Below are 19,113 nucleotides of genomic sequence, written 5' to 3' on the forward strand. Positions count from 1 at the left end.
TGCAGCGTTTCCCCTCAGGATCAAACACCTAAGGTGATGCGAACCGCTCAAACATTTCCGGCAGCAGCGTATTGCGGTAAAGGCCTTTAAAGTCTGACGGACGGATGGCAGCTGGCTGGCCCGCACGGGCGAGCATGCGGAAAAATGACTCCCATTGCTTGGTGGTGAGATCATCCAAAGCGTTCTTTTCCTCCAACAGCGCCATGAACTCTTCCTCGGGGATCAGACCGTCGTCATGCTTGGCAGCCATGTCAGTCAGTGCCCCCATATAGTCCGTCAACAGGTCTTCATCGATCATGCCGTTTTCGTCGTAGACCATAGTGCGTTTGCCCGGTCGGCGTTTCGCCATCTCTTTCAGCGGAATGCCGCGACCCAGCAAGAGGTTTTTTAACCCACCAAATTTGAAGGTCGACCCGAGGGTCAGAAACAGCGCTCGGGATCCGCTCGTTTCAAACGTTTGCCAGCCTTTCAGGTTCTCCGGCAGTCCGGCACGCGAGATGTCGTCGCCCAGGTTGAAAGGAAGGATATGCTTTTCCATATCCGTCAGCTTGAGCTGCACGCCTTCGCGCTTTTCGTCCTTGCGATAGCCTCTCAGCTGATTCACTTCTTTCTGCGTTAAAATCCACTCGCTCACAAAGCCGGGATGATCAGGCGATTGGGTGCCGGGCCAAGGGAGTTTTTTCTCGCCCAGAATAGCCTTTGCCGCTGCAATCAAATCGGCACGGGTGACGTCATCGGGATCTTTGGTCAACATATCGCGGGCAAAGACCCGGCCCTTACCTTCCAAGTCGGCAAACACGACACCATCCGTTATGTCGACGATATAAACCGTGCTACCATGGGCTACGCGGATCAGTTGGTTAGGCACATTGTCTTTGAAATGCGCGTCCTTCCACGGATCACCGAGACCCATGTCGCGAATATGCTGCTCGCCCCACGTGATAATGCCAGTGGATTCCAGCGGATGCTCGTCCGGCGCCTCAGTTGCCGAGGTGCCGGCATATTCGTAGGTGTTGACCGTCTTTCGGTTCTCTAGCCAATCGCGCAGCTCTGGGCAGTGCAGGTAGAGCATCTTTTCCTTGTCAACCGCTTCCACCAGATTGATGGCCGTCCACCCAACTTCGTCCGGGCGCCATTTCTCGGTGAGGTAGGGGTTTTTGCGGATGCGGCTGGTGGCCTCCTGCACAAAGGTTTGAAAGCCTTCATTGGTAATGGCCAGACCCTCAGGCCTATGCTCATTCAAGGTCAGCCCGATGATCGCATCCAGTGTTTCAATGCCTTCGGGGTAGAGTTCTTGGAGCTTCGCAATCGTGGCTTTGGATGCCTCGCTTGATGGATCAAGGAACAGGTGCTCCCACTTCTCGCTTGGCGGGATGTTGTGGGCCCGCTGATAATCTGTCCAGAAGGGCGTGCCACGTTCGCGGTCTTTGCGGATTTCCTGCTCCAACATGTTCATGACACCTTCTTCGGTCGCCATGTTCCGGAAGAAATCGGCCGTATTGCCCGCAACGGGCGCGCCAAGTCGGGTGTTCATCATATAGTAATAGACCGCGCCTAGACCCTCGGTCTTGAGGAATTGATGACCATCAAGCTCGCGCAAGTTCATCATGTTCACTTCGCGCGTGCCGTCTTTGGCGGTCTCTCCGATGGACGGGCATTTCAGCTGATCGACCCAGATTTGGTGGCCAAAGCGATAGGCCTTGCTAAAGAAGTTCCCTTTGATCTCAGGCTTGATCTTCTCAACCTTCCCAGCAGCAATGCCGTGAGCCACTGGATCCGTGCCTTGCTCAGGCCGGTAAATCTTCTTGTCGAAATGCGGCAGCTTGCGTTCCGCGCGGCCGAACAGATTGGCGTTCAGCCCGTTGACCACGGCTTCATTGGCAAACAGAGTGTGCGTCCAGGTACCAGTGTGGATTTTCACATAAGTCATGGTGACCACGCGCCGCGCGATCTGGAAAATCTGATTGTCTGACCAGTCCGGATAACGCTCTTTCAGGACCTCCGCGACCCAATTGTGATGGCGCGCATAGAGCGTATGTTCGGCCTCCAACGGGGCCGTCATATTGCGCCCAAAGCCGGTAACAATCTGTTTTTGCAGCGGGCCATCTTCGCTGACAGGCACGTCTTTCAGCGGGAGAAATCCGCCGGTGCCATCTTCTTCGGTGTCTTCCAGATAAAGCTTACCGCCGGGCACTGGCGTGCCGTCTGGGTATGAGCGCACTTCTGCCAGCGTTTCGATATCGCTGCCGTAAATGTGGCTCATGTCCCACCAGACCGTGGTGCCATGCATGCCTTCGCCATCTTCGCGCAATGCATGCGGGGCATCTGACCGGCTCCAATCATACTTCACACCAAGCGCGGCCCATTCACTGTCCGGGTCGATGGGAATCGCGTGTTTCAACGCATTGTCGGGCGCGGTTTGGGCCACGTCATGGACCAGCTGCTGAAGGTGGGCGGCGGCATGAAAGCTGGCCGTCTTTGCTTCGATGGTTGTGCCATTGCGATAGCCAAAAACCTTTGCAACATCCGCTTCGCTTGGCAGTTTCGGATTATGGGATTGGTCTTGCGGACGATAGCCTTTTTCAAGCCCGTGGTCGACAAACTCCTGGCCCACACGGCCTTCGCCCGGCCCAAATTGTGTATCAAGATACGCGCCATCGGGGGAAAAACCGGAATCCGCCCATTTCGGTATGTCGCCTTTGGGCAGCTGACCGACGATGTCGCCGCGTTCTCCGTCAGGGTCGCGCTCACCCTTTTCCATCTGCGTGCGCGCATCGCCCAAAGCCGCGAGCCGCAGAATGCCAAGCTTGCGCTGCGTCCAACGGCCTGCATTGCCAGGCGTCGCGCCGGAATTCGCCCAGGCTCCAACGGGACCAAGCGCCAAAGAAACCATAGAATCCTTGAAGTTTCGTGCCCTGTCCAGCAGCGATTTTTCGGGGATATGATCTCCTGGACGTTTGAAATCTGTACACAACACCCACGCATCTTTGTGGCCCTCATACGCCTTGGCCGGGTCGCTCTTTAGATATTCTTCCGTCAGTTCGTTGGGTCGAAGGATACCTGCGCCGTTTTGCCCATCCACTCGGTTCTTGTCGATCTGCCGGGTCCAGAATACCGCAAACTTATGGCTTGGGTCTTTCTGAGCAGCCTTCTCGAACCAATCCGCTGCCGAGAGGAAGTCTCCCACATTGCGGAGAGCGTGCGCGCCGAGGGCATAGTCCTCCGCAGTCGCAAGGCCCTCTTCGTGGCGTTCGACGTATAGCTTTATTGCCGTCGAAAAATTACCTGCATTTATGTTTTCCAGCGGATCATCAGAGACAAGATCAACCCGCTGGTTGTGCTTTGCAGAGACAGGACACCCGGAAACGACATTCATTTCAACCTCCAACAAAACCTTGGGTTGAGGTGCGGCACGATACCCAAAACCCTGAACGAGAAATAGAAACGTGAAACCTGCCAGCCTAAATTGGCTGATTGGTTAGGACCTATTCTAAATTACCCTGCTACTCAGGGCGACTATTTTTTTTACATGACCGGGAAGCCTTATATCTCGACACCCAAGGGCTCTGTTGCGTAAGTCCTACCCGACGCGCGTCGGCACCGTTTCCCATTTACGGTTTTTTTGGTTAGCGTTAGGTCCACAACGAAGCGCCGATGCTCAGATCTCATGTGGCTTGAGCGGCGGTATTCCAGGGGTCAAAGGCCTTGAGTGGGTGATATCGGTCGTTGAGGCTGAGCGGCGACGAGTGAGTGTGCTGAGGCAATTGCAGATGGCTGGGCGGGCCGCCACGAACCTCTGCAACTGCCCTGGAGACCGACGGCCTCGAAACGTCCGTTCGCGCCTTCGAAATGGGGCGCGGCTGTTTTCGGCTCGGTTGTTGGTGCTCTTGTGTGACCAATGATCTAACCCGGGCGAGAACTCACGCTTGAAAGCATCATACGAGCGCAGTTTGCCCTAGATTGTCCTTTTTTGGGAATGAAACCAAAGCGCTCTATCAGGCGGTGCAACAGCCGTCCCCCGTTCACCCTTGAAAACCCGTGCATTTGTCGTTTCAGTGGGTTGCCTGAAGTAGGTTTGATAAAAAACAGCGGGCGTGTTCATTGTTGTTATCAGACGCGCAGATTTGCTATACATGAGCGGTTTGCCGCGTATCTGACGAGACGTGAACCAAGTTTTCGGCGGAAGGCCGCGTGTCCCTGTGGTTGTGGTTTTCCTGTCTACTCGCGCCGGATATTTGTGGGCGAGACGATTCATATCCGTGAACAATATCTGGTACAGGGCATGACGTTGCATCTTGCACGATCCGGTCTCGTTGGCATTTCGCTATTGATAACCTCTGGTGTAGCGGCAGAGGAAGATGGCTCGTTTTTTGATCCGTTTGACGAGCTGGTGAAAAGCCGCTGGTTTGTCTCAAGTGGTTGGGCGAATGGCGATCATCAGAGCTGCCTTTGGCACAAGGACCGAGTGAAGGTTGAGGATGGGAAACTGCTGTTGTCCTTAACTGATCATGCAAAGAAAGACCGTCAGTTTAGTTGCGGTGAAATCCAGACACATGCGCGCCTCGGATACGGAACCTTTGAGGCGCGCATGAAAGTGCCATATGCACGCGGTATGAACGCAAATATGTTCACCTTCATTGGCCCGCCGCAGGACCGGCCACACAATGAAATCGACTTTGAGTTTATTGCGCCGAATAATCCGGTACTCCAGACGAATGTCCACTTTCGGGGCGACAGCGAAAACACAGAGTTGATCGCACGACCTGATGATAACGCATTCCATGACTATGCTTTTGTTTGGGAGCCTGGGCGCGTTCGTTGGTTCATTGACGGAGAACTTATCCGAGACCTTCGCGGTGATGCTTTACCGAATGAGCCGCAAAAGATGTATCTCAGCCTGTGGTCGACGGGTACACTTGTGAGTTGGATGGGAAAGTTCGATGCCGCTTCTACGCCGCAGGAACTGGAGGTCGAATGGGCCGCTTATACCAAGCTTGGGCAAGGCTGCGCCTTTGCACAATCACTGTTGTGCCGGGATGGTATGGATGTGCCCTGAGCCCGCCTTTGTTCGTTTTAAATGTGAGCCCAAGGTGCTCTCAGCTGAGGTAGCTTGTTCATTTTTTGGGCAAGTTACGGCGATGTTGGCGCTGGCTCTACGGGCTTTTGTTGTTTTGTGCGCCTCAATGCGGCACCTGAGCCTACGCCATACCCTTGGGTTGCAAATTGCACAGCGCATTTTCACCTCCTGGGATCAACTGGAATTGGCTAAGACCGTATGAACGTCAGACTGGCCTCAATCATCGACCCTGAACGGAACACAGCTTATGTCGTACCGGCCATCGTGGCGTCGATGGTCACCTTTGCCTATTCGGTGAGTTTCGGACCTTTGGTGATCCTCGCCTTCTACGGGTGCTGGATTCTGCCCTTTGCACTTGCCCCGCGCATCTTGTTGGCGCGTCCGGGGCCGGTGGTCCTACTGCTTTTGGTTCCGTTTTTCTTTGCCTTGTCCGTATTGTGGAGCGATGCGCCGTCGACCACTCTGCGTGCTTCAATCCAATATGGTATTACCTTCTTTGCAGGTCTTGTCGCTGCGCGGATCACCTCTGTCGCCAATCTGGCGCTTGGGGGGACCATCGGTAGCCTGCTGATCCTGACATATTCGGCGATGAATGGCGGCTACTCTTATGACTATATTGATGGGAGTTATGCTTTTAACGGCGCCTTTTCATCGAAAAACCAGCTGGGGTATTTCGCCACGCTCGCCATAGTTTTCTCGCTTTCGTTGATCTGGGTTTTTCGGACGCGTGGCGCACTGATACCTGTCTCTGCTGTCACCGGCTTAATGGGGATCGTCATGCTGTGGATGTCGGATTCAGCAACATCGCTGCTATCCGCCTTTGCTGCTTTTTCCGCGATCCTGTTTGTTGGCTTTGTCCTGTTGCTTGCGCCCTGGCTGCGGCGAGCCGCGGTTTTTCTGGCTGTGACCGGAGGTGCTGCGATGGCGGTGGCATCTTATCGTTTGGGGGCATTCGACGCCGTGCTTGCGGCCTTTGGCAAGGATTCCAGCCTGACGGGTCGCACATATCTTTGGAGCAAAGCATTTGAATTTGGCGCTAATCAGCCGGTTCTGGGCCTTGGTTATAATGCCTTCTGGACGCGTGGACGCCCCGAGGCCGAGGTGCTCTGGCAAGAGTTCTACATCACTGGTCGAACCGGGTTCCATTTCCACAACCTGTTGATTGAAACCTATGTGGGCACCGGGGTGGTTGGGCTGGGCCTTGTGGTTGGGCTTTGTCTTTTGCTGATCCTGATGCCGCTTCGCGCCGCTCTCGGCCGGGGTGGCGTAGGATCTCTGATGCTGATCTCGGGACTGTCAGTGCTGTTTGTTGTCCGGTCGGTCGCCGAGGTCGATTTTGTTACGCCCCACACGGTCGGAACCTTTCTGGTCGCCTTCGCGCTTCTGCGGCTGTTCGATCACAATCGCAACGTCCGCCACGCAACGCGCCTTGCCATGCCAACGCGACGCCCCCGACACGCAACGGAGATCCTGATATGACCGGCCCGGTACAGGAACGGCGCATCCATTGGACCAAGGACAACGCCCATCTTCTTGCCGGTTATCGGGACGAACCGCGTGTCGATTTCGGAGCGATGATACGTGCAGTTCGGCGACAAATGCTGTTGGTTGCGGCTTTTGCGATGACTGGTATCGCCATTGCCGTGATGATGATCCTTGGATCGGTGCCAAAATACACAGCCGTAGAAACAGTGCTGCTGGATGAAGAACGTGCCGAGTTGCTAAACGAGGTATCGCCCCTGCCCAATGCCGTCCGGTCGGATACGGCAGTACAAAGCGAGATGGAAATCATCAGATCCGGAGCTCTGGCCTATCAGGTGGTCGATTTGCTGCAACTGGACAAAGATACCGATTTTCTGTCGCCGCCGGTTGGATTGACCGAAAAAATCAGCAGGACGATTTCTTCCGTAACACGCCCGTTGGCTCGACTGCTGACACCGGAACCGCCCGCCCGCGCGAACGAGAATACTTCGGTAGCGGGCGAAGCTGGCCCGGATGACAACGCAATACCCGACTTTGATCTGGAATTGACGGATCGGGATCGTGCGGTTCGGATTCTACGTGATCGGCTGTCGGTTTCACGATCGGGACGCAGCCTGGTGATTGAAATTGCGTTTGCGGATTTTGATCCTACGCGGGCTGCGCAGATCGCGCGCGGCTATGGCTCAGCCTATGAGAGCTTTCAGCTTTTGACGACAAACGAGGTGGCGGCCAAGGCAGAAGAATGGTTGCGCGAACGATTGGAAGAGCTCGAGCAAAAGAGCATCGATGCCGCATCGGCTTTGCAGGAGTTCCGGACCGAAAACGACTTGGTGCAAGTGCGCGGCGATCTGCTGACCGAGCAGCAGCAATCTGAACTTGCCAGCGAGTTGATGACAGCCGCAGCAGCGGCGGCAGAGGCAGAAGCTTACCTTGAAAGCATGGAGTCGCTGAGCGCCCAGGCGGTTGATGGTGATCAGATCATCGCAGTTCCTTTGGTCGAAGGACTCGCGGCCGGGATCAGCGAGGAACTGCGGCGTGACTATCTGAATGCTCGCCAGAGGCGGCAAGAAATTATCAGCCAATTTGGGGCGGATCATCCGCAGGTACAGCAACTCAATGGCAGTATTCAAGTATTGGAGAATGCCCTGAAGATCGAGTTGCAGCAGGCGACTGAGGCCGCGCGCGTTGCCTACAATATTGCACGTGGCCGAGAGCAGTCGTTGCGGACCGATCTGGCCGCGATAACAGGAACAACGGATTGGAACGTGGCCCTGAGGGGCCGGTTGCAACAGCTCGAGGCGATCTCGGAAACCTATGCTCAGGTCTATCGCGACTATCTGGCGCGGCTAGAAGTCACTATGCAGCAACAGGACTTTCCTATCGCGTCGGTTAAAATCATATCTCCGGCAGAAATTCCGCAGGCGCCATCCAGCCCGCAGAAGAAGGCAATGCTGTTTGCGGGGCTATTTCTGGGTGGTCTGCTGGGAGCGTCGATAGGGGCCACTCGCGAATTGATGCCGAAACCCGTGCGCACCGTCTCAACCCTGCGAGAGGAGGTCGGAGTAAACTGCGCAGGCTTGTTGCCCGGTCCCAAAAGCCGCAACGACGCGGGCACTGAGCGGGCTCAGACCCTTACAATGGAGCGTCTGGCCGGGACTTGCGAAACCATTCTGCAGAAATCAACAGGCGCTTTGATCGCAATCGCACCGCTTTCATCTGGTCTGAAGGCCGAGGCCGATTTGCCGCTGGACCTTGCTGAACGGCTGTCCTGCGATGGGTCGCGGAAGGTATTGGTGATTTATCAGGATGCGCTTGCGCAAACGCTACGCGTAAGTAAATCAGCAGCTGTTGAAATCGCCAGCTTGCAACAAGTGCTGGAGACTGTATTAGGGAGCGGCCAGACACTACCGCAAGGTGCTGACCTAATGATGTTGGCCAGTGAATTGCGCGGCAAATTCAGCTTTGTTCTGTTCGCGCTCAGGCCTCTGAGCCAAGCCACCGCTTCCGATATTCTTGCGGAAGCGTGCGATGCCACGCTGCTTCGCATCCAGTGGGGTAAGACGTTGCCCAGCTTTATCTCTGACGCGTTAATGGATCATCCCCGTTTCAAGGAGGCCTTGATCACAACGGTTCTGGAAGAGGCCAACCTGGCGCAGGCCCGGCGCTATATCGGCCCCGGCAGCTATGAGGAGCTTCAGATCAATGCTTAGAAACCGGCATTTCCGCATCATTGTTTGGCTCGTTTCATATGCTATGGCGCTGAATGCGACGCACCAGAGTGTGGCTGTCGCGCAATCACAACCCGAGCCTCGGGTGGGCACAGAAACCATTGGTCCGCAGCAAACGCTTGAAATACGGATCGGGCGATGGGACCCGGTGAACGAGGTTTTTGCATCCTGGGACGCGGTTGGTGGCTCATATCCTGTCAGCACTACCGGCGCGGTGACTCTGCCGCTGATCGGGAGCGTACAGGCGGCAGGCATGACGCCCGATGATTTGGGCGCCGATGTTTCGCAGCGAATACAGGATCGGATGGGCTTGCGTAGCGATGTACAGACGATTGTTACGATCACCGAATTTGCGCCGATCTATGTTTTGGGTGATGTGCGGACACCGGGTGCTTACCCACATGTGCCGGGCATGACAGTCCTGCAGGCACTGAGCCTGTCGGGCGGGATCAACACACCGACCTCCGCGTTGGTGCGCGGAGAACGCAATGCGCTGAGTGCCCTTGGCACCTACCGCGTCATGGAGCTTGAAAAGATGCGGCGGCTGGCCCGGCTGGCCCGGCTGGAGGCTGAGGAAAGTGGCACCGAAATCCAGACCCCGCCCGAGCTCCAGTCCTCACCGTTGGGGATCGAACTGCTTGACCAAGAGCGCCGGATCATGGTGTCGCAGAACTCGGCCTTCGCGTCGAATTTGGCCCAGATCGACGAGCTAGAGGCCTTGCTGCTCGACCGGATTAATAGTTTGAAACAACAGGCCGATCTGCGTGAGCGGCAATTGCAGCTACTGAATGAAGAGCTTGAAAACGCAAACAGCCTCGTCGAGCGCGGCTTGTCCACCGTTGTACGAGGAAGCAATCTGCAACGCGCGGTTACAGATCAACAGGTCCGGCTTCTCGAAGTCGAAACCGCGCGGTTGAACGCGGAACAACGGCTGAATGAGACGCGCCGCGACAGGCTGGACCTGACCAACGCGCGTGACCGCGAACGTGTTCAAGGATTGCAGGATCAGCGCGCTGCCATTGCTGAATTGGGTGTGAAAATGGAGACAGAAGCCGCGTTGTTTTCCGAAGCGGCACGCACGGGCAACGGGCTGGTCGAGCTTTCGGACCTCGTAACACCCAGATTGCAGATCACCAGAACGGGTCCCGAAGGCACGACCACTTTCGCGGCAAATCGAGACGACAAGATTGAAGGTGGAGATGTTCTGGAAGTCGTTCTCTCAACATCTGCGCCAAACGATATGATACCCGTACGCCGCCTGGCACCCAATGCGTTCAATAACACATTGCCTTTTGACCCGCCTCAGGCCATTCCGGGGGAAGCGGCTGGCGAGGTACCTCCTTCCTGACAGCGGTGCGTCCCGTCCAGCGGGATGGGGCGGGACAGAATATCCAACAATGTATCAATTTGACGCTCCGGTCTCATCTCGGGCCTTGCGGCATGATCGAGCGCGGCCTGTGACGCTGCCGAATAGATCTGTTCGTCGTTCCAGAGCATACGTACAGCTTTTGCCCATTCCTCAACCGGGGCATTACGTTTCAGCAACACCCCCCCCGGCCCAACAGCCTCGGGCAGTCCTCCAATCCGGGACGCTATGACCGGGATGCCGCTGATCTGAGGCTCGGCGGCGATACGGCCAAATGCCTCTTCCCATTGGCTGGGGGCAAGCACAATGCGGGCATCTTTGTAAATTGTGCGCATGTCGTTTGTGGATGGTCGCAACGTGACGTTGGGCAGGCGGGCAAGGCTGGTTTGCAGGTGCGCCTCTTGTTCAGGTGTCAAACCCCAGCCACGTACAAAGACAAATGGAATTTCAGGGCAGGCTTCGGCCACCTGCAGCGCGATATCGACGCCTTTGTTTGGATGCGGGTTGATAAAGGTCACATTGCTGCGGGAAGAGATCACGCGGTATTTCTCGGATTCGATCATCGGATAAATCACATCGGCATGAATGCCTTCTGTTTCGGCAAATCGCTGCGCGGTGAAGTTAGAGTTCGCGATGTATCCCGTTTTGGTCAGGTCGCTCGGTGATCCGCCCAGATCCTCATCTTCAACATTCCGCAGATAGATAAACGTGCGTGTTGCGTCCCGGTTGATCGACTGGGCGAGTTGTACCGGCAACCGAGATTGGAAGATCGCCACATCGGCCCCAAAATCAGTTACAACACGGTCCACGACCTCTTGAGCAAACCACGCGCGGAACACAGGATAACCAAGCCCAGTGTCGCGTACATAACCGCGCCGATGCAACTTGAGCTGCGCTCGGCTGCGCAGACCCAGCCAGCCTTCGCCTGTTAGACCTGCTAGAACTCCAACAGTGTGCCCGCGTGCGCGCAGGCGTTTGACAAGCTCGTGCGTACTTGTCTGCGCTCCGCCATACATCTGCGGCAGATACGGATGAGCACTTCCAAAAAGAATGCGCATGGACAGGTTTACCTCATTTTCGATCTTCAGCGGCGGAGCTTATGGCGTGCGGTTACGGGTCGATCAGATGCATATCTTGACAAGAACTTCACCGGCACGCTGATGGTGAATCGGATCCGATGATTTCGGTAGGCGGAAACGAACGGATCACAAGGCACCAGAGTCACCTCGTTAGTATTCAGCTCGGGAACGATTCGTTCTGAGCATGGGTTCGATCCAGCTTTCATGAATTTACTGCTTTGTGCTTGTTTTGAGCACTCTCGCATAGCGTGAGTCAGATTCGGGCATCCCGACTGTATCGGAATACAAAAGTTCTGTAGATGCCTCGAATTCAGGCAGCTCGCACAGGCGAAGTCAAAATATACTCGGCAATCGTATCTATATGTGCGGATTCCACGTTAACGACCCGTTATCCATAGGCAATGCTTCGCTCGCACGGATAATCGAGTTTGCAATTGCAGCAATTGTCATACCCTTCTTATCTACAGATGCGAGAAGGAACTTTGTAATGAGGACACTCTGGTAGAGATCACTTTCGCCTGCATCGGGTGATGCGTGTTGGCGATCGTCTTTTCAATTTAAGGGGGCATCGGCGCTGATTTGCAGCGTTACGCAACTGGGAAATGAGGATGTGATGTGATGAAACCATTAGAGACAGAACCGGCTCCTGCTGAGAGTATTATGGTGTCAGCGCTAGGCCCGGCGCAGGCGATATGGATCCGTCCGAAGCCAGATAACGCGCCTGTTGGCGGGTTGGCAAAACGCGCACTCGACGTAACGGTTGCATTGATCATGCTGGTCGTGTTCTCGCCGCTGATGCTTGGACTGGCTTTGCTGGTATTCACAACCTCGCCAGGTCCTATCCTGTATCATCATCGTCGCGTGGGGTATCGCAAACGGTCATTTGGCTGCCTAAAGTTTCGGACAATGGTGGTGAATAGCGACGAGGTCCTTCAACAACATCTAGAAAACAGCCCGGAGGCGCGGCTGGAGTGGGAGCAGACCCAGAAGTTGCGTGATGACCCGCGTGTCACGTCGGTCGGTCATGTTTTGCGTAAGCTCAGTCTCGATGAGCTGCCGCAGTTGATCAACGTGCTGCGTGGTGAGATGAGCCTTGTTGGTCCCCGCCCGGTTTTGTTTGATGAACTGCGCCGCTATGGCCCTTCGAGCCGCCACTATCTGCGAGCGCGCCCGGGCATTACAGGTTTGTGGCAGGTTAGTGGTCGCAACAATACGACCTACAAACGCCGCGTTGCCTATGACCGTGCTTATGTCACCAATGTGAACACCGCGACGGACATCGCCATCCTTGTGCAAACTCTACCAGCAGCGCTGCGGTCGGATGAAACCGCGTAATCCTCGCGGGTTAATGTACCGGTGCTCCGCTGTTCTGTGCGTTGTCTGAAACCACCGGGGCAGCGCGCGCATGAAAGCAGAACCCTCAACCCTGATTGCCGATGGCCCTGCGGAGGCCGGGGTGGCCAGGCCACTGGTTTCGGTAATCATGTCGAATTACAACGGTTCCGCCTATCTAGCTGCGGCGGTGCTTTCGGTTCTGAATCAATCTTATTCCACTCTGGAGCTTATTGTTGTTGATGACGCCTCAAGTGACGAAAGTGTGGCGGTATTGCAAATACTGGCAGCCTCAGACAGTCGGCTTACAATCATTGCATTATCGAACAATTTAGGGCCTGCAGGAGCCAGAAACCGTGCGTTGGAGGCCGCAAATGGCGATTGGATTGCCATCATGGATGCGGATGATGTGATCCATCCCAAGCGGATTGCTCGCCTGCTGTGCGCCGCTTCGCAGCTAAACGCCAATATGATCGCCGATGATCTGCTGAGCTTTGGATCGGCGAATGTTGCAGGTCAGACCTTGCTTGGAAAAGCTGCGACGGATGCCGCTAAACGCATCACCGCCGTCGATTTGGTCAAAAGTGACACAGCCAGTTTAGGGCTGGCATCGCTTGGTTATCTTAAACCAATGATCCACCGCGATGCCTTGCGTGCGCTGCGCTACGACGAAACGCTTCGGATCGGAGAGGACTTTGATCTATATTGCCGCCTGCTGATCGGCGGCGCCACGTTCTGGGTAACACCCGAGCCAACCTATCTCTATCGACGGCATTCGGGGTCTTTGTCACACCGTCTGTCCGTGCCTGCGCTAGAGAACTTGATTGCAGCTCACGACTCGGCAGCGACGCTGTCGAAATCGGTGGGCGATGAAGGCTTGTACGCAGCGCTGGCAACTCGGCGACAACGTCTTGTACGCACCTTACACTATCAGCATCTGGTGGTTGCGATTACAACGCGCGATACACTAAGCGCGTGCCGCCAACTGCTGCGGCGCCCCAAGCTTGTGATGGATCTGGTGGCCAGCCTGGCAGACCGTTGGAACCGCCGCCGACACGCCGCGTCGGATCGACACATCTCGGAACCTAGAACCGTTGTGCTTGCCTTGTCCGAGCAGATTTCGTCTGCTGAAGCACCTGAGGATGCGGTAAGCGTTCCGGTCGAAGCTTGGTCTCCATCTAGCGAGTCAAACCGATATGCAATGGCGTGCCGCCTGACAGAACTGGCCGCAAAAGGCCCGGTCCACATTATCGCAATAGGTTTGGAAGGTTTGGATGGGTTGGGCTACGTGCCTGACTGGAACTCAGCGCGGATAATTCTTACCGCAGAAGAAGCGAAGGCCGCTAGCATTCCCTCAAACGCGATGCTGGAGATCTTAGAGTCCCGGGATGGGAACAGCTCTGTCAGGGCTCAATAGCAACCGCGCACCGGTCTCGGGGGCAGCCTCATCTGCCATTTTACTGAGCCCAAGTTTATCTCGTGCGATTTGGTGTATGACGGGCCAGGCCCTGTCGCGCGCATCCAGAAGATATTGGATTGCAGCGGCCGAACCCTGTGTGCGACGCAGGTTAAGAAAGACCCTGTGATCATGTTTTTGACGAACATCTTTTAGATGCGCCCGCATCGCGTTGGTCAGGTCGGGTGCGTGAGGTCCCATAAGCAAATGCGCCTCCAACGCTTTCTGGAACTGCTCCAGCTCTTGAGCGCCATGCTGTGCGCTCAACGAATTTGACCGCACAACTGCGGCATATCCCGGCCTGTGCGTTAGCTTCATTCGCGCGCCGGCGAGCAACATTCTTACGTAAAGATCATAGTCTTCGCCCAGCCTGAGCGCTGGATCATAGCGCAAGTTATGTTTGACTAGAAACGCGCGCGAAAGAATGGGTTTCAAAAACCCCAGCTCTCCGCGCGATACACCGGGCCTGCGTAAGTTGCCGAGCACAAAATCGACGGTTCCAAGTGAAGAAAACTCGGACGCGATTTCCGACCAATCCTGAGTTGTTGCCGCTTCCAGTTGTGCCGGCGCGACAAACGCTATGTTGTCAGCGATCACCTCGCAGTTTGTTTCTGACGACAACCGCCTTAACCGCCCTGGCAAGAACTGGTCGTCCGAATCCAGAACAGCCACGAAATCGGAAATGGCGACCTCTAAGGCTCGATTGCGTGCGGCCGCAGGTCCTTGGTTTTTGTCCTGACAGATGAGCTGAACACGCGGGTCTCGTTGAGCTTCGAAAGCGGCGATGGCTACGGTTTCGTCTTGCGAGGCATCATCCACCACGATCACTTCCGCCGTTTCCGGCTCGGCAAGTGCAGATTGGATCGCCCGTGACAGCGTGTCTTGCGCGTTGTAGGCGGCGATTAGGACAGCAACGCTGGGGCGCATCGAGACTGGACCGGTTTGAGCAAAGTCGAAAGGCACCGAGGACGGGTACTTTGATGTAAAAATCGTATGCGATCTGCCGTTTGCGTCCAAGCGCCATTTAAGTCTGCGCTGGCGTCTCGGCAGTCGACCGCTTGCATTGCTATAGTTTTGAGCGTTTACCTACAAAGAGCGATTTTGGTATCACGCGTCAGTCTCTTGAGGCACTTGTGCCGTTGGGGCGGATGGCGTTTTGCCTTCTTTGTCCTGACGTTTGCGCTTCTGGTTTGCCGCTAGAAAAGCAACAACCGCTACATATGCCAGCTGCAAAACAACCGCTACGGCAATGACAAATAGGATGAGCTTTCCGGTGCTGAAGCCAGCGGCCATACCAATCGCTGCCGCCACAGCAACAGAGAAAAAGAAACCCGCTATGAAGATCGGCAATCGCATCGTTTTCACCAGCAAAACGGACGCAGATTGAGGTTCAATTCGCCCATTGTTCGACAAAGCCTACAGCAAAAGTCCGCGACCCTGCTACAGTGTTTTGCTCAGGATCGTCGCTTGTTGCCTGACATTGCATTCTATTCTGGACGTCAATTGAGCAAAATCGAGGAAATTTCTAGATACCTGTCCACGGGATTCCTGGCGGGAATCCAGGTCAGATTCTAGTTACGCGACCCTTGCTAGAGGATGATCCGTATATCGCGATTTCGCGAAAGCCGATCAGTGACGCAATTGTGCCCATGTGCAACGCACCCCGCAGGAGGTTGGCGTTGCGCTGAGCAGCAACCGGGATAGTTACAAGCGCCAGACCCATACAATATGCCACTTTTGCAAAAGCGAGCGGCAGCATGGCAAATCGCCCGTGGGTTCCGTTATCTTGAAGCAGGAGGTTCCCATGGGTTTGTCCCATCCGAAACCGGCGCTTCAGCAGCCATGAAATTGTTGCCCGCTCAGGGGTCACCGGTTCGTCCAACCACGCAGTTGGTGCAAACATGACTTGCGCGCCGTCCTGCATCGCCGCCCTGAAAAAGGCCGTATCCTCGCCGCCAGATATTCCACGATCAAGATCGAAACGGCGTCCTGTCAGCGCATCACTCGCCAGATTCATGATCACATTACAACTGTGTCCGGCGATGGGTCGCCCGTCTGCGTCTGTTTCAGGTCGTGTGTCATGGATACTGAGATGCTGCATCCAACGCGGCGCATCAGTGGGATAGATAGCCCTTACCGGTCCGATAACGACATCGGCATTCGCGTCTGCCAGCCGGGTGATAAGCTTGTCGAGCCAATCGGAGGGTGCGATCTCGTCATCATCAATGAATGCTAAGACGCTTAATTCGCGACGCTCGGCCTCTTCCAATGCTGCGTTTCGGGCAATCGAGATGTTACCGGAGGGGGCGAAGCGATAGATCACGTTGTGCTGTGACCCAGAGGCGAAGCTCTCGACCATGTCACGCGCCGTGGGAGTATCGTCATTGTCGACAACAATGATTGATAGGCGGGTTCCGCATGGCAGTACCTGGCCTTCCAATGAACGCAAAGTCCCGAGCAGTTCCGGTCGCCGATGAGTGCAGACCCCGACGGCGACATGGTCGATTGAGAGTGGTGCAGTCTCTGGGGGGTGAGCCAGCGCGAGGCTAGAGTGTGATGTGGCTGGGCGCAGAAGAATCTGCCGCCAGAACCCGAGAGACCATCCCAGATGCATCGTGGCAGCAATTGGCGCTGTACCAAGCGCATTTGGATCGCTGCGACCGACCGCCAGCGAGGTGCCACCAATCAGACAGGCAAGCAACCACAGGGCGGCCGGGAGGGCGAAGACTACCTCAAACGGGGCCAGAGCTGCCAAAGCAATCGCAGGGGCAACAGATATCATGACAAGTTGCCGAAGCCGCGGCCTCAACTGGTGCTTCAGAACCGTACGTGCTCGCCCTCGACCGAAATTGAGATATTGCCGGAAAAGTGACACAAGAGATGGGCGCGGAAAATAGGTTAACTTCGTGCGGGATGTCAGCCAGATGCGATACCCTGCCTGCGTCAGCCGCAAGTCCAGTTCCGCATCTTCATTATGCGAAAAGCTCTCATCATATCCACCCACTGACCGGAACGCATCCAGCCGCATCAGGGCGTGATGCCCGTGATCGACAAACCGTCCCGTTCCGGCGAGGCGATGGGCCGATCCACCATTGCCCAGCCGAGTGTTCTGGGTGAGTGCGATGATGCGCTGCATTGGGGTCGTGCCAACCGCGTTCATGGAAACAACGACGCTTGCCACGCTGTTTTTTTGGGCCTCATCCATCAGAATATCAATGAAATTGTCGGGATAACTGGAATGCGCATCCAGGCGCAGCAGCCAATCCATATCATCCCCGAACCGGGCGCAGGCGGCGTTGATCCCTGCGCTCTGGATACGGGAGGGATTGTCCAAAAGCCGAATGTCGAATTGCGGCAAAGCGGCGATCCGGTCGCGGACGATCTCTTGCGTGCCATCTGTTGATCCACCATCGGCAATCACAAGACGCACCAGAGCGCCGCGTCGCAGCCTGCGTTGCAGAAAACCCGTCAATCCATTGATGACAGCTGCGATATGCGCGGCTTCGTTCAGTGTCGGCACAACGATCAGAACCGCGTCCTGTGATGTATCAACATGTTGCTCGGCTTTTTGGCCTGCTATTGCGTCTACAAGGTCGCGGGCCTCTTGATCGGTTGTCCTCCAACTGCTGAGGGGTGCGGTGTGTTGGGCATGGCGTAGATGCTCGAGGGTTTCAGACGACAGTTTATCCATCATATTGATGACGGCATCGTTATCCGCTTGATCCAGGATCAGCCCCAGTTCCAGTTCGTTCAGACGTCGCGCAGTTTCGGTCCCGGCGAGGGCAATTGGCGGGACTTGATTGATCCCGCTTTCATAGAGGCGGTTTGGCAGAAGCCAGTCGGAGTTGCTTCCGGTATCATATCGGTCGATCAACCATGCAAGATCGACTCCGCTATAGATGCGCGCCAGATCGTCCGGATACATATAGGGTCCTTCGAACTGCAGGTCCGGGTTGGCCTCTACGATCCGGTGAAAATCAGGGAGAGCGTCAAGGGCTGGGCGTCCGCGCAAAATGACCTGATAGCGGCCCGGCCGCGCCCGTGTCAGCGCATCGAGACTGTGCAGCGAGAAAGGGCACCTGAGTATCCCGAACCAGCCGATGCGCAACGGCGCGTCCTTACATTGGTGCTCGCTGGGCTTGGGTATTGGGGAAGCAGCATTGACCACTTTGTTTTCAACTAGAAAGACCGGTGCTTGGCACTGCTCATAGGCCTCGAAATGGGCGCGTAGGAAGGCCGGAGACGATATGAATAGGCCATCGATTCCCCGGCACAGGCGGCGCTCGATCCAGCGCATTGCTCGTGCAGGTTTCGACGGGCCAACCATCAGCCGGTGAATATCGAGAACCTCATAGACAAGCGAAACGGGCCGACCCTTCGAAAGGTTACGACGCAACGGGACGGCCAATGCCAGCATCTCAAGGTTGCGGCACAAAATAGTGTCGGGATGCGGGATGTCCGAAAACGATGCCTTCAAGCGCATGCGTTGTTGCAGCACAGACAGCACGCGTTGCAGCATTCTGGCGTTGTAGGTTTGTCCCAGAATCAGAGCATTTTCCGGCAAAGTACCGGTGCGGCGACGAAACCCGGCAACCGTGACCTGCGCACCGCCCAGACGCAGCATGTCAACCCGACGCCAGATCGCGGCGTCATCCAGATCATGGGCCAGATAAAGGATACGCCTCTGTCCGTCGGAGCTCCTGCAACATGCAGAAAAATTATCATGATACTTGTGGCTCTGAGTCGTCATCGGTCGATCATCCCACCACGGATGCAGCTATGGGTTGTAGCTAGGCGCGCGCTTCGGCGATTGTCAAAGCCGGAGTCAACGGCAGGCGAAACAGAGCCGATGTCCGGGTTGAAATGAGCAGGAAACCGTCGATGTGCGGAATCTTACGGCAATAGTCGAATGCTGTGCCGGCTTAGGGCGCAGATGTCCGCTTTAAATCTTTCGCGTGGGAAATAAGCGGGTTTGCCACTTTGTCGGGCACCCGTATGGCGGGAATTTGCTAAAAAGGATGCTGCAACTGCAAAGGATGGGCGAGTCACATCCGGCTGTGCTTAGGTCGCCCCAACGCACGATGTCGGATTGT

Annotated in this window: 11 protein-coding genes; 6 read left to right on the forward strand and 5 right to left on the reverse strand. The window is 55.8% G+C overall.

Annotated elements, in window-relative coordinates; translation table 11 throughout:
- Positions 1 to 28: 28 nt before the first annotated feature.
- The gene (locus ACR0JE_RS15735) at positions 29 to 3,376 is read right to left on the reverse strand and encodes a peroxidase family protein (protein WP_480864829.1); all 3,348 of its coding nucleotides are present in this window, start codon (positions 3,374 to 3,376) and stop codon (positions 29 to 31) included.
- A 906-nt stretch (positions 3,377 to 4,282) separates the two neighbouring features.
- Here ACR0JE_RS15735 and ACR0JE_RS15740 point away from each other — a divergent pair.
- The 4 genes from ACR0JE_RS15740 to ACR0JE_RS15755 all read left to right on the forward strand — a co-directional run bounded on the left by ACR0JE_RS15740 (position 4,283) and on the right by ACR0JE_RS15755 (position 10,135).
- A complete protein-coding gene (locus ACR0JE_RS15740) occupies positions 4,283 to 5,056 on the forward strand; it encodes a family 16 glycosylhydrolase (protein WP_480864830.1) in 774 nt (257 codons plus the stop codon).
- A 219-nt stretch (positions 5,057 to 5,275) separates the two neighbouring features.
- The gene (locus ACR0JE_RS15745; protein ID WP_480864831.1) at positions 5,276 to 6,556 is read left to right on the forward strand and encodes an O-antigen ligase family protein; all 1,281 of its coding nucleotides are present in this window, start codon (positions 5,276 to 5,278) and stop codon (positions 6,554 to 6,556) included.
- Entirely contained in the window at positions 6,553 to 8,769 is a 2,217-nt protein-coding gene (locus ACR0JE_RS15750; RefSeq protein ID WP_480864832.1) for a Wzz/FepE/Etk N-terminal domain-containing protein, read from the forward strand. The genes ACR0JE_RS15745 and ACR0JE_RS15750 overlap by 4 nt, the downstream gene beginning before the upstream one ends.
- On the forward strand, positions 8,762 to 10,135 hold the full coding sequence (locus ACR0JE_RS15755; protein WP_480864833.1) for a polysaccharide biosynthesis/export family protein: 1,374 nt from the start codon (positions 8,762 to 8,764) through the stop codon (positions 10,133 to 10,135). Before ACR0JE_RS15750 ends, ACR0JE_RS15755 begins: the two co-directional genes overlap by 8 nt.
- Here ACR0JE_RS15755 and ACR0JE_RS15760 read toward each other — a convergent pair.
- Positions 10,090 to 11,211, reverse strand: coding sequence for a glycosyltransferase (locus tag ACR0JE_RS15760; RefSeq protein WP_480864834.1), 1,122 nt, complete (start codon positions 11,209 to 11,211; stop codon positions 10,090 to 10,092). The genes ACR0JE_RS15755 and ACR0JE_RS15760 overlap by 46 nt on opposite strands.
- Before the next feature lie 639 nt (positions 11,212 to 11,850).
- On the opposite strand from ACR0JE_RS15760, the gene ACR0JE_RS15765 reads away from it, so the two are divergent.
- The gene (locus tag ACR0JE_RS15765) at positions 11,851 to 12,567 is read left to right on the forward strand and encodes a sugar transferase (protein WP_480864835.1); all 717 of its coding nucleotides are present in this window, start codon (positions 11,851 to 11,853) and stop codon (positions 12,565 to 12,567) included.
- 70 nt (positions 12,568 to 12,637) lie between these two features.
- Complete coding sequence (locus ACR0JE_RS15770) at positions 12,638 to 13,981, forward strand: glycosyltransferase family 2 protein (protein WP_480864836.1); 1,344 nt, start codon at positions 12,638 to 12,640, stop codon at positions 13,979 to 13,981.
- On the opposite strand, the gene ACR0JE_RS15775 is transcribed toward ACR0JE_RS15770, so the two are convergent.
- From ACR0JE_RS15775 to ACR0JE_RS15785, 3 genes are all read right to left on the reverse strand, one after another.
- Positions 13,940 to 14,947, reverse strand: a complete 1,008-nt coding sequence (locus tag ACR0JE_RS15775) for a glycosyltransferase family 2 protein (protein WP_480548245.1) — start codon at positions 14,945 to 14,947, stop codon at positions 13,940 to 13,942. The genes ACR0JE_RS15770 and ACR0JE_RS15775 overlap by 42 nt on opposite strands.
- 180 nt (positions 14,948 to 15,127) lie before the next feature.
- Positions 15,128 to 15,376 carry a hypothetical protein gene (locus ACR0JE_RS15780; protein ID WP_480864837.1) on the reverse strand — a complete coding sequence of 83 codons (249 nt, stop codon included), beginning with the start codon at positions 15,374 to 15,376 and terminating at the stop codon, positions 15,128 to 15,130.
- A gap of 208 nt (positions 15,377 to 15,584) precedes the next feature.
- Positions 15,585 to 18,770 carry a glycosyltransferase gene (locus ACR0JE_RS15785; RefSeq protein ID WP_480864838.1) on the reverse strand — a complete coding sequence of 1,062 codons (3,186 nt, stop codon included), beginning with the start codon at positions 18,768 to 18,770 and terminating at the stop codon, positions 15,585 to 15,587.
- Between the last annotated feature and the right edge of the window lie 343 nt (positions 18,771 to 19,113).

The sequence above is a fragment of the Ruegeria sp. H3 genome, from assembly GCF_056533095.1.

Excerpts from the sequence above, each read along its gene's own strand:
- ACR0JE_RS15745 (WP_480864831.1), top strand. The coding sequence starts at position 5,276 with ATGAACGTCAGACTGGCCTCAATCATCGACCCTGAACGGAACACAGCT.
- ACR0JE_RS15750 (WP_480864832.1), top strand. The coding sequence starts at position 6,553 with ATGACCGGCCCGGTACAGGAACGGCGCATCCATTGGACCAAGGACAAC.
- ACR0JE_RS15735 (WP_480864829.1), bottom strand. The coding sequence starts at position 3,376 with ATGAATGTCGTTTCCGGGTGTCCTGTCTCTGCAAAGCACAACCAGCGG.
- ACR0JE_RS15760 (WP_480864834.1), bottom strand. The coding sequence starts at position 11,211 with ATGCGCATTCTTTTTGGAAGTGCTCATCCGTATCTGCCGCAGATGTAT.
- ACR0JE_RS15740 (WP_480864830.1), top strand. The coding sequence starts at position 4,283 with ATGACGTTGCATCTTGCACGATCCGGTCTCGTTGGCATTTCGCTATTG.
- ACR0JE_RS15770 (WP_480864836.1), top strand. The coding sequence starts at position 12,638 with ATGAAAGCAGAACCCTCAACCCTGATTGCCGATGGCCCTGCGGAGGCC.
- ACR0JE_RS15765 (WP_480864835.1), top strand. The coding sequence starts at position 11,851 with ATGAAACCATTAGAGACAGAACCGGCTCCTGCTGAGAGTATTATGGTG.
- ACR0JE_RS15785 (WP_480864838.1), bottom strand. The coding sequence starts at position 18,770 with ATGACGACTCAGAGCCACAAGTATCATGATAATTTTTCTGCATGTTGC.
- ACR0JE_RS15780 (WP_480864837.1), bottom strand. The coding sequence starts at position 15,376 with ATGCGATTGCCGATCTTCATAGCGGGTTTCTTTTTCTCTGTTGCTGTG.
- ACR0JE_RS15755 (WP_480864833.1), top strand. The coding sequence starts at position 8,762 with ATGCTTAGAAACCGGCATTTCCGCATCATTGTTTGGCTCGTTTCATAT.
- ACR0JE_RS15775 (WP_480548245.1), bottom strand. The coding sequence starts at position 14,947 with ATGCGCCCCAGCGTTGCTGTCCTAATCGCCGCCTACAACGCGCAAGAC.